The sequence below is a fragment of the Massilia orientalis genome (assembly GCF_030411975.2).
Classification (GTDB): domain Bacteria; phylum Pseudomonadota; class Gammaproteobacteria; order Burkholderiales; family Burkholderiaceae_D; genus Telluria; species Telluria orientalis.
Genome location: NZ_JASNRB020000009.1, coordinates 24,626 through 38,569 on the forward strand (window position 1 = coordinate 24,626; position 13,944 = coordinate 38,569).

Below are 13,944 nucleotides of genomic sequence, written 5' to 3' on the forward strand. Positions count from 1 at the left end.
TATGGAAACCAACCGCATCACCGCAGTACCGGCCGGTCAGGCCGGCGAGGTGACGACGTTCTACTCCTACGACAGCGCACCCGTGCGCAGCCTTGCGCTGGCCCATGCCGCCTGGCTGCTTGCCGGGCGCGCGCATGCGAAGACACCGGTGCTGATGATCGACTGGGACCTGGAAGCCCCCGGTCTGCATCACTACTTTCCCCGCACGGACGATGGGCGGCACGCCAGCGGCCTGCTCGAACTGTTCGAGAGTTGCCGCGAACAATTGCACGGCAATACGTCGAACGACGACGCCGAGGCGCTGGCCGGGCGCGTGCTCGACACGCTGGACTGGGACGACTACATCGTCCGCGTCGACGACAGCCGTCCGCTGTACCTGATGCGCGCCGGCCGCTTCGACGACAGCTATGGCGAGCGCGTCGACCGGCTCGACTGGGACGCGCTGTTCTGCGCGTGCCCCGCGCTGTTCCGCACATTCGCGGCGCAGGTGGCACGGCGCTTCGCCCACGTGCTGATCGATTGCCGCAGCGGCCGCTCGGCGGCGGCCAGCATCTGCACGGCGCTGTTGCCGGACAAGATCGTCGGCGTGTTTACGCCCGACGCGCGCAGCCTGGACGGCCTGCAGGGCGTCGTCGCGCGCGCGCTCGATTACCGCTGCAGCCATGAGGACGAACAGCGGCCGCTGCTCGTCTATCCGCTGCCCTGTCCGGTCGACGGCACGGGCGAAGGGCGGTTGCGCTGGCGCTTCGGCGACGCGCCGCGGAGTCCGTCCGGCTACCAGGCCCGGCTGGAACGGATGCTGGCCGAGTGCTATGGCCTGTCCAGCGTCGTGCTCGACAGCTACCTCGACGAAGTGCAGCTGCCCCAGGCGGCCGTCAGCGGCATGGCACCGGCCGGCGGCCGGGCCCAGGCGGGCGAGCACGACCGGCTGGGGCCGCAGCGCGCCGTCGAAGCGCTGCTCGAATGGCTAGCACCCGGCCATTTCCCATGGCGCCCGTTGCCCGAGGTGCGGCTCGTGCAGGCCGTCGAATCGCTGCGCGAACGGGCCGCCGATCCGCAGGCCCCGAGCCTCGTGCGCGAACTGGCCCGGCTGGCGCAATTGTATTTAGGGCAACAAAGCGAACTGGAAGCCGCACGCCGCATCGAGCAGCACGTGATCGCGCTGGAGCAGGGCCTGCACGCGATGGAGGAGGGCAAGCGCGGCCACGGCGCGCCGCGCCGCGCCGGCGAACCGTCGCCGGATGCGCTGGACGACAAGCTGTCGCGCCTGCAGGAACTGATCGACAGCCGCAGTCCGCGCGAGGCGCGGGCACTGGCGGACAGCCTGCGCTCGACGATCCTGCGGCCGAGTGTGGCGCATCCGCTACGACGGCGCGGCGCCGCGATGATCAAGCAGGTCTACCTGCAGGAAGGCGACAAGGACGCGCTGCTGGCCTTCACCCTGGACGAGGTCTCGTCCCTCGAAGGCGCCCTGATCCAGGCGGCGGAAGGGCGTCCGCTGGTGGCGGGCTGACGCCGTGGCGGGACGTGCGGAGGCACGTCCGGGGGGCAATAAATGTGGCGTCAGATTGGTCGATCTCGCCGTTGCTTCAGGTAAAATCGCAGGATGCGTATCCTTATCAGTAACGACGACGGCTATCTCGCCCCCGGCATCAACGCCCTGGCCGATGCGCTCGCGACAGTCGCCGACATCGTGGTCGTCGCGCCCGACAGCAATCGCTCGGGCGCGTCGAACTCGTTGTCGCTGGACCGTCCGCTGTCGGTGTCGAAGGCTGCCAATGGGTTTTATTTCGTCAACGGCACCCCCACCGACTGCGTGCACATCGCGTTGACGGGGATGCTCGACGTACGCCCGGACCTGGTCGTCTCCGGCATCAACAACGGCCAGAACATGGGCGACGACACGCTGTACTCCGGCACGGTGGCCGCGGCGACGGAAGCCTATCTGTTCGGAATCCCGGCCATCGCTTTTTCCCAGGTGCATGGCGGCTGGGCGGAGGTGGAAACCGCCGCGCGGGTGGCGCGCGACATCGTGCTGCGCCGTTTCGAGATGCTGGACGCGCCGTTTTTGCTGAACGTAAATATTCCGAACTTGCCGTACGAGCAGATGGGACCGCTCGTGCCGACCCGCCTGGGCCGGCGTCACCAGTCCGAGCCCGTCATCCGCGGCCAGGATCCGCGCGGGCGCGAGATCTTCTGGATCGGGGCGCCGGGCGCCTGCCGCGACGCGGGCGAGGGCACGGATTTCCACGCGACGAGCCAGGGCTGCGTGTCGGTGACGCCGCTGCAGGTCGACCTCACGCACCGCGACCAGCTGGACCAGCTGCGGCGAGGGCTCGGATGAGCGAGAAGCGCAGCCAGTTTCCTCTGCCGCTCTCGTCCGTGACGGGCGGCGGCACCCGAAAGCCCGCTGCGCCGGCGCCGGTCGCCACCCCGCAGACGGCGACCCAGAACGCGCGCGAGAACAGCCAGGCGCAGCCGCGCGGTGGCGCGCCGGCCGGCGTGCCGGGCACGACCAAACCGGCCCAGCCGCAGCAGACCGTCGTGCGGTCCGACCTGGCGGCCACGGAAGCGCCGCGCCGCGCGATGGCGGCCCGGGCCGCGCGCCAGGGCGTCAAGGACCCGCAGGTGCTGGCCGCGCTGGAAATCGTGCCGCGCCATATGTTCGTCGAGCCGGGCATGCTGGCCCAGGCGTATGTCGACATCTCGCTGCCGATCGGCCACAACCAGACGATTTCGCAGCCGTACATCGTCGCGCGCATGATCGAGTTGCTCAACGACAGCAAGCAGCCGCTGCGCCGCGTGCTCGAGATCGGCACGGGTTGCGGCTACCAGGCCGCGGTGCTGTCGTGCGTGGCGCAGGAGGTGTATTCCATCGAGCGCATCAAGCCGTTACATGAGCTGGCGAAGGCCAATCTGCGCCCGTTGCGTATCGCCAATCTGCGCTTGCAGTACGGAGATGGTATGCTAGGGCTCCCGCAGGTGGCCCCGTTCGACGGCATCATCCTGGCGGCGGCCGGTCTCGAGGTGCCGCGTGCATTGCTCGAGCAGATGGCCATTGGCGCCCGCCTGGTGGCGCCCGTCGGTGCTCAGGTCCAGCACCTGCAGCGCATTACCCGTACCGGCAAGGCGGAATGGACCAGTGAAACGCTGGAAGCCTGTCATTTTGTCCCGCTGCGGCCAGGCATCGCTTGAATGCCAGTTGTTGTAAAAGAATTATAGAGAGAATGAAACTTACGCCCCGCTTAGCCCTGTTGACCCTCAGTCTCGGCATCCTGTCCGCCTGCAGCACCGAGACCCGCGTAGCCCCCGTGATCGACCGTCCGGCTCCGACCGCATCCAGCTTCCGCCCCCGCCCGCAGCCGGCGCCGGCGCCGGCCGCCGAGGAGTCGAAGCCCGACGCGCGCGGTACCTATACCGTGCGGCGCGGCGACACCCTGCTGCGCATCGCCCTCGACCACGGCCAGAACTACCGCGACCTCGTCGCCTGGAACAACCTGGCCGATCCGGACGACATCAAGGTCGGCCAGCTGCTGAAAGTGGCGCCGTCCGAACGTAACGGCAACGGCAACGGCGTCGTGACGTCGCCGATCGCGATGCCGGGTGCCGAGAAGGCGCCGGCCGTGCCGAAGAAGACGGAACCGAACGGCGCCAAGAAGCCGTACAGCGAATCGAACCTGGCCGCGAAAGAAGACAATCCGAAGGCGGAGAAAGTGATCTCGGCGGGCGTGACCCCGGGCACCACCGTCACCGCGAACGACGACGAGAAACTGAGCTGGATGTGGCCGTCCGACGGCAAGATCATCGCCACCTTCGACGAAGGCAAGAACAAGGGCATCGACATCGCCGGCAAGATGGGCCAGCAGGTGATGGCCGCGGGTTCCGGGAAGGTGATGTATGCCGGCAGCGGCATCCGCGGATATGGTAATCTCGTGATTGTTAAGCACAGCAACAGCCTGCTGTCGGCATATGCGCACAACCGCACCATCCTGGTGAAGGAAGGTCAGAACGTGACCAAGGGCCAGGCGATCGCGGAGATGGGCGATTCCGATGCCGACACCGTCAAACTGCATTTCGAGATACGCCAGCAGGGCAAGCCGGTCGACCCGGCCAAGTTCCTGCCCAGTCGCTAGAGAGAGCCGATGACCTTGCCCCCCGACCCGTTGGACAACGACACGCCGGAAGAGAATCCGGATGAACCGCTGGACGACGGCGAGTTCGGGGCGGACGGCGTCGACCGCGCCGAGCTGCTGCCGGAAGGCGCGGCGACGGCCGTCGTCGACACCGTCGACGAGCTGAAAAGCGTGCTGCAGGCCGAGCTCTCGACGGACACCACCCAGCACTACCTGAACCGCATCGGCGCCAAGCCCCTGCTCACGGCCGAACAGGAAGTGCATTACGCGACCCTCGCCAAGGCGGGCGACTTCAATGCGCGCCAAAAGATGATCGAGCATAACCTGCGGCTCGTCGTCTCCATCGCCAAGCACTACATCAACCGCGGCGTCGTGCTGCTCGACCTCATCGAGGAAGGCAACATCGGCCTGATGCGCGCGATCGACAAGTTCGAGCCGGAGCGCGGCTTCCGCTTTTCCACGTACGCGACGTGGTGGATCCGCCAGAGCATCGAGCGCGCGATCATGAACCAGGCCCGCACCGTGCGCCTGCCCGTGCACATGGTGCGCGAGCTGAACCAGGTGCTGCGCGCGAAATACCACCTGGAGGCCCAGCACCACGACGGCAAGGAAGCGAGCGCGGAAGACATCGCCAGCCTCGTCGGCCGGCCCGTGGAAGAAGTGCAGGACATCCTCGCGCTGTCCGAACACGCGACGTCGCTCGACGCCCCGCTCGACAACGATCCGCAGAGCAGCCTGATGGACATGCTGCCGGACGAGGGCGACGTCAGCCCGGACGCCCACGCGGAGCAGCACGAAATGACGGTGCTCGTGCGCGACTGGCTGCAGAAGCTGCCGGACAAGCAGCGCCTCGTCGTGATGCGCCGCTTCGGCCTCGACAACGACGATCCGGCCACGCTGGAAACCCTGGCCGAGGAGATGGGCGTGACGCGCGAACGCGTGCGCCAGATCCAGCAGGAAGCCCTCGTCAAACTGAAACGGGCGATGGCCGCCCGTGGCGTCGTCCGCGATTCCTTGTTATGATGCCCGGCTGGCCGGAATAGGCCACGAATCGTCGTTCCCGCGAAGGCGGGAACCCATACTGAGCACCCGCAGTCGATACGCTGACATCCCGGCTTCGCGAAACTCGGCATGGATCCCCGCCTGCGCGGGGATGACGCTGTTTTGATGGTGCGGGTATGCACCGGCCGTTATTCCCGATTCTGCTTTCTTCTATCCCATGCAAGAAACCTTCATCAACATCAAATCCCTCGACATGGACGCGCGCGGCGTCGGCCACCTGGAGAACGAGGACGGCACGCAAGGTAAAGTGATCTTCGTCGAAGGCGCGCTGCCGGGCGAGCGCGTCAGCTTCGAGACCCTGCGCAAGAAGAAGAACTGGGAATCGGGCCGCATGGTCACGCTGCAGAAGGCGTCGAGCATGCGCGTCGAACCGAAATGCCCGCACTTCTGGCATTGCGGCGGCTGCTCGATGCAGCACCTGGAGCCGTCGGCGCAGGTCGCGATGAAGCAGCGCGTCCTGGAAGACAACCTGTGGCACATCGGAAAGACGAAGGCCGAGAACATCATGCGCCCGATGTATGGCCCCACGTGGGACTACCGCTACCGCGCGCGCCTGTCGGTGCGCTGGGTGGCCAAGAAGGGCACGGTGCTGGTCGGCTTCCACGAGCGCCATTCGTCGTACGTGGCCGACATGACGAGCTGCGAGATCCTGCCGGACCACCTGTCCGCCATGCTCGTGCCCCTGCGCGAACTGGTGGGCGCGCTGTCGATCTACCAGCAGATGCCGCAGATCGAGATCGCCGTCGGCGAAGAGACGACCGTGCTCGTGCTGCGCATCATGGCACCGTTGAGCCCCGCCGACGAGACGCTGGTGAAAGCGTTCGCCGACCAATGGAACATCCAGTGGTGGCTGCAGCCGAAAGGCCCGGACACCGCCGCGCCGTACTATCCGCTCAAGGATGAGCCTAACTACAGGGAACTGTACTACACGCTGCCGGAATTCGGCATCAGGATGCCGTTCAAGCCGACCGATTTCACGCAGGTCAACCACCAGATCAACCGCCTGCTCGTGCACAAGGCGTTGACCCTGCTGGACGTGCAGCCGGGCGACCGCGTGGCCGACCTGTTCTGCGGCCTCGGCAACTTCACGCTGCCGCTGGCGACGCAGGCGCGCGAAGTCGTCGGCATCGAAGGCAGCACGGCGCTGACGACGCGCGCGCTGGAAAACGCCAGGGCCAACGGCTTGGCCGACAAGACGACGTTCTACACGCGCAACCTGTTCGAGGTGACGAAGGACGACCTGATCGCGCTGGGTAAATTCGACCGCATGCTGGTCGACCCGCCGCGCGACGGCGCCGTCGCGCTGGCGATCGCGCTGGCCGAACTGCGCCTGACGAATCCGGACCTGCTGCCGCAGCGGATCGTGTACGTGTCGTGCAGCCCGTCGACCCTGGCGCGCGATGCCGGCATCCTGACGCACCGCGCCGGTTACGTGCTCAAGAAGGCAGGCGTGGCGAACATGTTCCCGCACACGTCGCACGTGGAATCGATCGGTGTGTTCGAGCGGCTCGAGAACTTCCAGCCGCGCGAATTCGCGGCGCCGGACGTCGCCGACAACGCGTCAACGGGCGGCGACGCGGTCCAGTAACGCGAACAGGCCGGCCGGATCGACCGGCTTGACGAAATAACTGTCGAAGCCGGCATACGCCGCGCTGGCCTGGTCGGACTGCTGGCCATACCCCGTGATGGCGACGAGCGTCGCCTCGCTGCAGCCGGGCACCTTGCGCAGCCGGCGCGCCAGTTCGTAGCCGTTCATGCCGGGCAGGCCGATGTCGAGCAGGAACGCGTCGTAATGCGCTTGCGCGGCCCGTTCCAGCGCCTCGCCCGGGTGGTGCATCACCGTCACGTGGTGGCCGCCCGATTCCAGCAGCAGGCCCAGGGTCATGGCGGCGTCGACGTTGTCATCCACCAGCATCAGCGACAGCCCGCGTGCCGCGCCCGGTGCCGCGGGACCGGCCGCGGCCGTGCCGCCGGCGGGTGCGGTGGCGCTGTGCAGCCGCGGCAGGCGGATCGTGAATTCGCTGCCCAGGTTGCGGCCTTCGCTGGCCGCCGTCACCATCCCGCCGTGCAGTTCCACGAGACTCTTCACCAACGCGAGGCCGAGTCCGAGGCCGCCCTGCGAGCGGTCCGGCGTGCGCTCGGCCTGCGAGAACAGGTCGAACACGGTCGGCAGCAGTTCGGCGGAGATGCCGATGCCGTTGTCCGACACGGTCACGAGCACCTGCTCGGGCGTGATGCCCATCCAGATCGACAGCCGGCCGCCTTCGTGCGTGTACTTCGCCGCGTTGTTCAGGAGGTTCGCGAGCACCTGCACGAGGCGCTTCGGATCGCCTTCGACGATGGCCGGTTCCGTCGACAAATGCAGCGCCAGCTGGTGGCGGCGCGCCTCGATCAGCGGGCGCACCTGCTCCACCGCGTCGCCGATCACGCGGCGCAGGTCGACCTCCTCGCGCGTCAGCACGACGAGCCCGCGCGTGACGCGCGAGACGTCGAGCAGGTCGTCGATCAGGCCCGTCATGTGCGCCACCTGGCGCGCGATGATGGCGCTCGTGCGCTCCACGCGGACATTGTCCGGCGGGCCCAGGTTCAGCAGCTGCGCGGCGGCCGAGATCGGCGCCAGCGGGTTGCGCAGCTCGTGCGCCAGCATCGCGAGGAATTCGTCCTTGCGGCGGTCGGCGAGGCGCAGCGCGTCTTCCGCGCGCACGCGCTCGACGGCGCTCCACGCGCGCTCGGCGACGTCCTCGATCAGGCGCACGATGTCGGCGCTCCACACGCGCGGCAGGTTATCGTTGATGAACAGACAGCTCGTCAGCGCGCCATTGCGGTTCAAGGGCACGACGACGGCGGAGCGGATCTGCAGCGCCGCATAGTTCGGCCACACGTCGGGGCCGCTCGTGCGCGGGTCGCGCTGCAGGTCGCTCGACACCCACGTGCCCAGGCTCAGCGTGCTGAAATTCGCCACGCCGAACAGCGCGGCGGGGAAGGTGCCGTTCAGTTCGGCGACGATGCCGTCCGTGTAGTTCGAGTGGAAGGTGACGAGCTGCTTGTCGGCGTCGTAGTCGCCGTACAGCACGCGGCTGGCCTGCAGGAAGCGGCCCAGCATGGCGCCGGTCTGGACGAAGATCTGCGCCGGGTCGTTCAGGCGGCGCAGCAGGTCCGACACTTCGAGCCGGAATTCGTTCATGTCGAGCAGCGTCGTCTGGCGCGCGACGGCGTCGCGCAAGGCCTGTTCCGCGCGCACGCGGTCCAGCGCTTCCCAGCTGCGCTCGGCGATGTCGGTGGCGAGGCGCTGCGCTTCCTCGTCCCAGTCGCGCGTCTGGGTGGAATAGCCGACGAGGGCCGCCACGAGCTGGCCGCGCCTGACCTTGGGCACGACGAGGATCGCGCGCGCGCCCGCGGCCGCGTAGCGCTCGCCGCGCGCGGGGAGCCTCGGGTCGGCCGTCGCGTCGCGCACGGCCAGCGGCGAACCCGTGCGCAGCAGGGCCAGCGCCTGCGGGCCGAAGTCGTCCAGGCGGGCGCGCCGGCCGATGAGCGGCGCGCCCGCGTCGCGGGCCCAGTCATGCATCACTTCGAAGCTGCCGTCTTCCTCGTCCGTTTCGACATAGCAGGCGCGCTCGAGTTCCAGGTGCTTGCCGAGCAAGGTGCACGACCCTTCGATGATGTCGGACGGGTGGTGCAGGCGGCGCAGGCTGTCGACCACCTGCAGCTGCACGGCGTGGCGCCGTTCCAGCTGCACGCGCTGGGTCGTCTCGCTCGTCACGCACAGCATGCCGCGCACGGTGCCGGCATCGTCGCGCACCGGAGAATAGGCCAGCGTGAACCAGGCGTTGTACGGCTTGCCGTTGCGGTCGATCGGGCTCGGCACGTCCTCGCCGTACGTGGCGTGGCCCGCGAGAGCGCGTTCGACCAGCGGCTTCAGGCCGGGCCAGCGGTCGGGCCAGACCTGCGCCAGCGGGCGGCCGAGCGAAGCGGGATGGGTGCCGTCGAGGAGGGGAATGAAGGCGGCGTTGTACAGCAGCGCCAGGTGCGGGCCCCAGGCGAGGTACATGGGGAATTCGGATTCGAGGATCAGGCTGACCGCATTGCGCAATGCGGGACTCCAGCGGTCCGGCGGGCCGAGGGGGGACGCCGACCAGTCATGGACGTGGTAACCGGCGCGGACGGCGCCGGTGCTGCCGAGGAGATGAAAGTCGCGCGTTGCCGCTTCCATGCCGATCGCTTCCGAGTCCGAAAGCGGTCATTTTATGCGCAAATGCATAAGCTGGAACGGCTATGCAAAAAAATACATTTTCCGCGCGAGAAACTCCGTTGATACCTGGAGAATAAAATGTCTCCGAAGGACCATTTGTGGCGGCAAACGTACTGCTGATGCCGAGGGGATTGGGTTTGATGGCAAGACTATAACGGACGTCCCGAGCGCGTGGCGCACGGGACGTCAATATGGCACTAGCCGTCGTCCCCGCGGAAGCGGGAACCCATGCCGAGCCAAACGTGGACGCTCGGTATGGATTCCCGCGTGCGCGGGAATGACGGCGTCATGTCAGAACTTTGCTCTTACGCCGAACACGACATTCCGTCCCGGCAGCGGCGCAATGTCCTTCAGCAGCGACGTGGCCAGGCGGATGTCCTCGTTGAGCAGGTTCTTCGCCGTCACGAAGTACGTCAGGTCCAGGTGCTCGAGCCTCTGCGTGTACGAGACATTGGCGTTCACCTGGTTGTACGACGGCGTCGTGGACGTCTCGAACGCCGCGAGGCGGTCCTGGCCGCGGGCGTGTGTCCAGTCGAGGCCGGCGCGCCAGTGCGGCTGGCGGTAGCCGATCGCGGCGCCCACGCGGTCGGCCGGCTGTAGCGGCAGGTTGCCGGCGTCGTCGAGGTAGCCGCGCGAGGTGTCCGCGAACACGCGGCCGTTCCAGCCCATGCCGATCTGGTTCCACGTCATCTCCGCTTCCGCGCCCTGGACGTGCGCCTTGGCCTGCTGGAACAGGCGCTGGCGGAACTCGCCGCCCGGGTTGCCGTCCTCGTCGAACGACGCGTCCATGATGTGGCCGTAGATGAAGTTGTTGACGTTGTTGCGGTACGCGTTCACGCGCCAGCGCAGCAGGCCACTCGTCTTTTGCAGCGACAGCTCGATGTTGCGCGAGACTTCCTTTTGCAGGTTCGGATCGCCCACGTCGAACGTGAGCGTGGCGTCGTGCGGGCCGCCCGAATACAGTTCCTCCGTCGCGGGCGCGCGCTGCGCGTACGACACCGTCGCGCCGGCCGAATACCCCTTCGTGAACGGCCACAGCGCGCCGATCGAGCCGGAGCCCAGGTCGAAGGTACGTTCACGGTTGGAGACCGGCTTGCGGTCGACGTTTTCATAGCGCAGACCCGCGTTCCAGCGCAGCGGGCCCTGGCTCCATTCCTCGACGAGGAAGGCGGCCTGCGTCGTCGAATGCGTCACGGGCACGGTGTCCGGCCCGCCTGCCGCGCTCAGCGCCGAGAAATGCGTGTTTTCCGTCTGCACGCCGAACGTGCCGTGCAGGCCCAGGCTCGTGATCGGCTTGTGCGTCAGCTCGACGCGCGATTCGAACGATTTATTGGAGAACAGCGTGGCCGGCACGCCGTCGTCCAGCTCGGCGTGGTGGTAGTCCGTATAGCCGGCCTTCACGCGCGCGCTTTCGAGGCCGGCGAGCGGGTTCTTGACGACGCTGTCGAAGTCGTAGCGGTTCTGGCGCTGGTCGATGTGCGATCCCTCGTCGGTCGGGATGCCATAGAAATTCGTCAGGTGCGAGGCCGACAGGCCCGCATAGCCCCAGTCGTCGATGTACGAACCGCCGATGCCGATGTTGCGCTCCTTCGTGTCGGAATTCGGCAGGCGGTTCATGCGCGACGTGGGGTCGTTCACCACGCGCAGGTCGGGGATCTGGTAGTCGTCCGTGTTGCGCGCGTTGCCGTCCAGGTGCAGGCCGATCTTGCCGATGGAGCCGTCCAGCGTGCCGGACATGTCCTTGCCGTTGTCGACGGTGCTGAGGCGGGTCTCGACCTGGCCCGTCAACTTCGGTTCCAGCGCCGTCGGGATGCGTTCGTTGACGACGTTGACGAGGCCGCCGATGGCGCCTGAGCCGTACAGCAGGGCGGCGGGACCGCGCAGGATCTCGATCTGGCGCGCGATGGCGCCTTCGGACGCGACGGCGTGGTCGTTCGACAGGCCGGACACGTCCGACGTCGCCATGCCGTTTTCCAGCATTTTCACGCGCGAACCTTCCATGCCGCGGATGATCGGGCGCGACGCGCCCGCGCCGAACGCGGAGGCGGACACGCCCAGTTCGTTCTGCAGCGTTTCGCCCAGCGAGCTGCCGACCTTGTCGCGCAACTCGTCGCCGGCGAGCACTTTAGCCGGCGTGAGGATCTGGTCGCCTTCGCCGTTGCGCAGCGGGCTGGCGGTGACGACGACTTGCTGGATCTTGCCGTCGTTGATGATTTCCTGGTCGTCGGCGCGAACGGCCGGGTGGAAGGCGAGCAGGAGCGCGTTGGCGAGCAGCGTACGTTCGATTTTCATGGTTTTCTACAATCTCAAGCGAATGGATAACGGCCCATGCCGCCGGGACGCGCCGGGCGGTACGGGAAAAGCGGGAGCGTTATCGGGCTTGAGGTGGCGCGCGCGACTGGAACGGGCAGGCCGTGAGCAGGCAGATGCCCGGCGTGGCAGGCACGGCGGGCACGGCATAGGCCAGCTCGGCCGGAACGAATTGGCGCAGCGAAGTCGGCAGCGCAAACGCGATCTGGGCGCTGGCCGCGCACTGGCCGCACAGGTCGTGCAGGCCGGGCTTGGGCAGCTTGCCGGTGCCGTCATCGTCCGTGTCGGCGGCGACTTGCTGGACGAGCGTGTCGTCGGCCTCGGCCCAGTGGGTATAGCCGTGGGCGAGCGACAACTGCTGCGAAACGAGCAGCAGCAGCGACAGCAATACGTGGACCAGGCTACGGGACATGGGGGACGGAGTCGAAAGCGAACGGATATTGTACGCAGGGGCGTTCGGTTCTGACAATCATACTTTCAGTAAGATCCTTAAGCTCAATTAAATTCGGGGTCAGGGCACATTTCGGAACAAATTCGGGGTCAGAGCACTTTTTGACGCACAATCTTCGAGGCAAGTTTCCTCTGCGTGCTGCAGCTGGATTGCGGGCGGTCGCATGGCGGTGGCGTGGCTCGGCGTGACGGTTTCGTTGTGAACCAGGACATTGATCAGAAATGTGCTCTGACCCCGAATTGGGGCAATAAAAAAGCCGGCCCACAGGCCGGCTCTTCGATGCGAGCGGATGGATCAGTCGCGGTTGCCGAAGCCGATGCCCAGCAGTTGCAGCATGCTCGTGAACACGTTGTAGATGTCCAGGTAGATGGCCAGCGTCGCGCTGATGTAGTTGGTCTCGCCGCCGTTCACGATGCGGTTCACGTCGAACAGGATGAAGGCCGAGAAGATCACCATCGCGAGCACCGACACGACCAGCATCAGCGCCGGCAGGTGCAGGAAGATGTTGGCCAGGCCAGCCAGGATCACGACGATGGCGCCGGCGAACAGCCAGCTGCCCATGCCCGAGAAGTCGCGCTTGGACACGGTCGCGATCGTCGCCATCGTGGCGAACACGGCCGCGGTGCCGGCGAACGCGGTCATGATCAGCGTGCCGCCGTTGGAAAAGCCGAGCGTGAAGCGCAGCAGCGGCGTCAGCCACAAGCCCATGAAGAACGTGAAGGCGAGCAGGATCGGCACGCCGGCCGCCGAGTTCTTGGTCTTCTCGATCGCGAAGATGAAACCGAACGCGATCGCGAGGAACAGGATCACGCCCATGCCGCTGGCAAAGATCGGCAGGGCCATTTGCAGGCCGATATAGGCGCCGAACACCGTCGGGATCATGGACAGTGCCAGCAACCAGTAAGTGTTGCGCAGCACGCGGTGACGCGTGGCCTGGATGGCCGAGACGTCGTAGGTTTTCTGCAGGCTGGGAATCATAATGCCTCCGTTGGAAGAAATCGCTTTGCTCCCCATATGGGGACTGGACCCGGCGTCAACAGGGGTGAATATGCTGGAAGCGCAAGTTTTAAGTCTTGCCTAAGGGCCAGCACACACCCGGGTATGGACCAGGTCGAACCGATGTCACTGTATCATCCGCGGTCGGCCCGACGCAATATCGGTGGCATCCAGGATGTATGGTAAAATAGAAGGTTGATTGAGTTCCCAAATCTCGATTTAAACCTTTCTTTTTATTGGAGTTTTTAAATGGCAATCGAACGCACCCTGTCGATCATCAAACCTGACGCAGTCGCTAAAAACGTGATCGGCCAAATCTACAGCCGTTTCGAAGGCGCAGGCCTGAAGATCGTCGCTGCCCGTATGGCCCAGCTGTCGCGCGCCGAAGCCGAAGGTTTCTATGCTGTCCACAAAGAGCGTCCGTTCTTCAAGGACCTGGTCGACTTCATGATCTCGGGCCCGGTCATGATCCAGGTGCTGGAAGGCGAAGGCGCGATTGCCAAGAACCGCGAACTGATGGGCGCAACCGATCCGAAGAAAGCCGACAAGGGCACCATCCGCGCCGACTTCGCCGATTCCATCGACGCCAACGCCGTGCACGGTTCGGACGCTGCCGAGACCGCAGCTGTCGAGATCGCTTACTACTTCCCGGCACTGAACGTCTACTCGCGTTAATCTTAGTAGCAATTTTTTGTGTTGATCGGCCTGGTGCCGGTTTAACATTGCAATATCCCGCTCGCCCA

11 protein-coding genes are annotated in these 13,944 nt (G+C 66.2%); 7 read left to right on the plus strand and 4 right to left on the minus strand.

Annotated features, from left to right (window positions below; translation table 11 throughout):
* Position 1 precedes the first annotated feature (1 nt).
* The 6 genes from QPK29_RS15665 (at position 2) to rlmD (ending at position 6,783) form a co-directional block, all read left to right on the plus strand.
* Positions 2–1,513 (plus strand): hypothetical protein, encoded by a 1,512-nt coding sequence (locus QPK29_RS15665; protein WP_371768007.1) that lies wholly within the window; start codon positions 2–4, stop codon positions 1,511–1,513.
* Positions 1,514–1,606: 93 nt separating this feature from the next.
* Positions 1,607–2,344, plus strand: coding sequence for a 5'/3'-nucleotidase SurE (gene surE / locus QPK29_RS15670; RefSeq protein ID WP_371768008.1), 738 nt, complete (start codon positions 1,607–1,609; stop codon positions 2,342–2,344).
* Complete coding sequence (locus tag QPK29_RS15675; RefSeq protein WP_371768009.1) at positions 2,341–3,195, plus strand: protein-L-isoaspartate(D-aspartate) O-methyltransferase; 855 nt, start codon at positions 2,341–2,343, stop codon at positions 3,193–3,195. Before surE ends, QPK29_RS15675 begins: the two co-directional genes overlap by 4 nt.
* A 32-nt stretch (positions 3,196–3,227) precedes the next feature.
* Complete coding sequence (locus QPK29_RS15680) at positions 3,228–4,133, plus strand: peptidoglycan DD-metalloendopeptidase family protein (RefSeq protein WP_371768010.1); 906 nt, start codon at positions 3,228–3,230, stop codon at positions 4,131–4,133.
* Positions 4,134–4,142: 9 nt separating this feature from the next.
* Positions 4,143–5,156: an RNA polymerase sigma factor RpoS gene (gene rpoS / locus QPK29_RS15685; protein ID WP_056132226.1), complete on the plus strand. Its 1,014-nt coding sequence runs from the start codon at positions 4,143–4,145 to the stop codon at positions 5,154–5,156.
* Between the two features lie 196 nt (positions 5,157–5,352).
* Positions 5,353–6,783 carry a 23S rRNA (uracil(1939)-C(5))-methyltransferase RlmD gene (rlmD, locus tag QPK29_RS15690; protein ID WP_371768011.1) on the plus strand — a complete coding sequence of 477 codons (1,431 nt, stop codon included), beginning with the start codon at positions 5,353–5,355 and terminating at the stop codon, positions 6,781–6,783.
* Here the strand turns inward: rlmD and QPK29_RS15695 are convergent.
* The 4 genes from QPK29_RS15695 to QPK29_RS15710 form a co-directional block, all read right to left on the minus strand.
* Entirely contained in the window at positions 6,757–9,405 is a 2,649-nt protein-coding gene (locus QPK29_RS15695; protein ID WP_371768012.1) for a hybrid sensor histidine kinase/response regulator, read from the minus strand. The genes rlmD and QPK29_RS15695 overlap by 27 nt on opposite strands.
* A 330-nt stretch (positions 9,406–9,735) precedes the next feature.
* Positions 9,736–11,736 (minus strand): TonB-dependent receptor, encoded by a 2,001-nt coding sequence (locus QPK29_RS15700; RefSeq protein WP_371768013.1) that lies wholly within the window; start codon positions 11,734–11,736, stop codon positions 9,736–9,738.
* A 79-nt stretch (positions 11,737–11,815) separates the two neighbouring features.
* Positions 11,816–12,166, minus strand: coding sequence for a hypothetical protein (locus QPK29_RS15705; protein ID WP_371768014.1), 351 nt, complete (start codon positions 12,164–12,166; stop codon positions 11,816–11,818).
* A gap of 333 nt (positions 12,167–12,499) precedes the next feature.
* Entirely contained in the window at positions 12,500–13,183 is a 684-nt protein-coding gene (locus QPK29_RS15710) for a Bax inhibitor-1/YccA family protein (RefSeq protein WP_056132240.1), read from the minus strand.
* Between the two features lie 267 nt (positions 13,184–13,450).
* Here QPK29_RS15710 and ndk point away from each other — a divergent pair, with 267 nt between their 5' ends.
* On the plus strand, positions 13,451–13,876 hold the full coding sequence (gene ndk / locus QPK29_RS15715; protein ID WP_047824070.1) for a nucleoside-diphosphate kinase: 426 nt from the start codon (positions 13,451–13,453) through the stop codon (positions 13,874–13,876).
* The last annotated feature ends 68 nt before the right edge of the window (positions 13,877–13,944 follow it).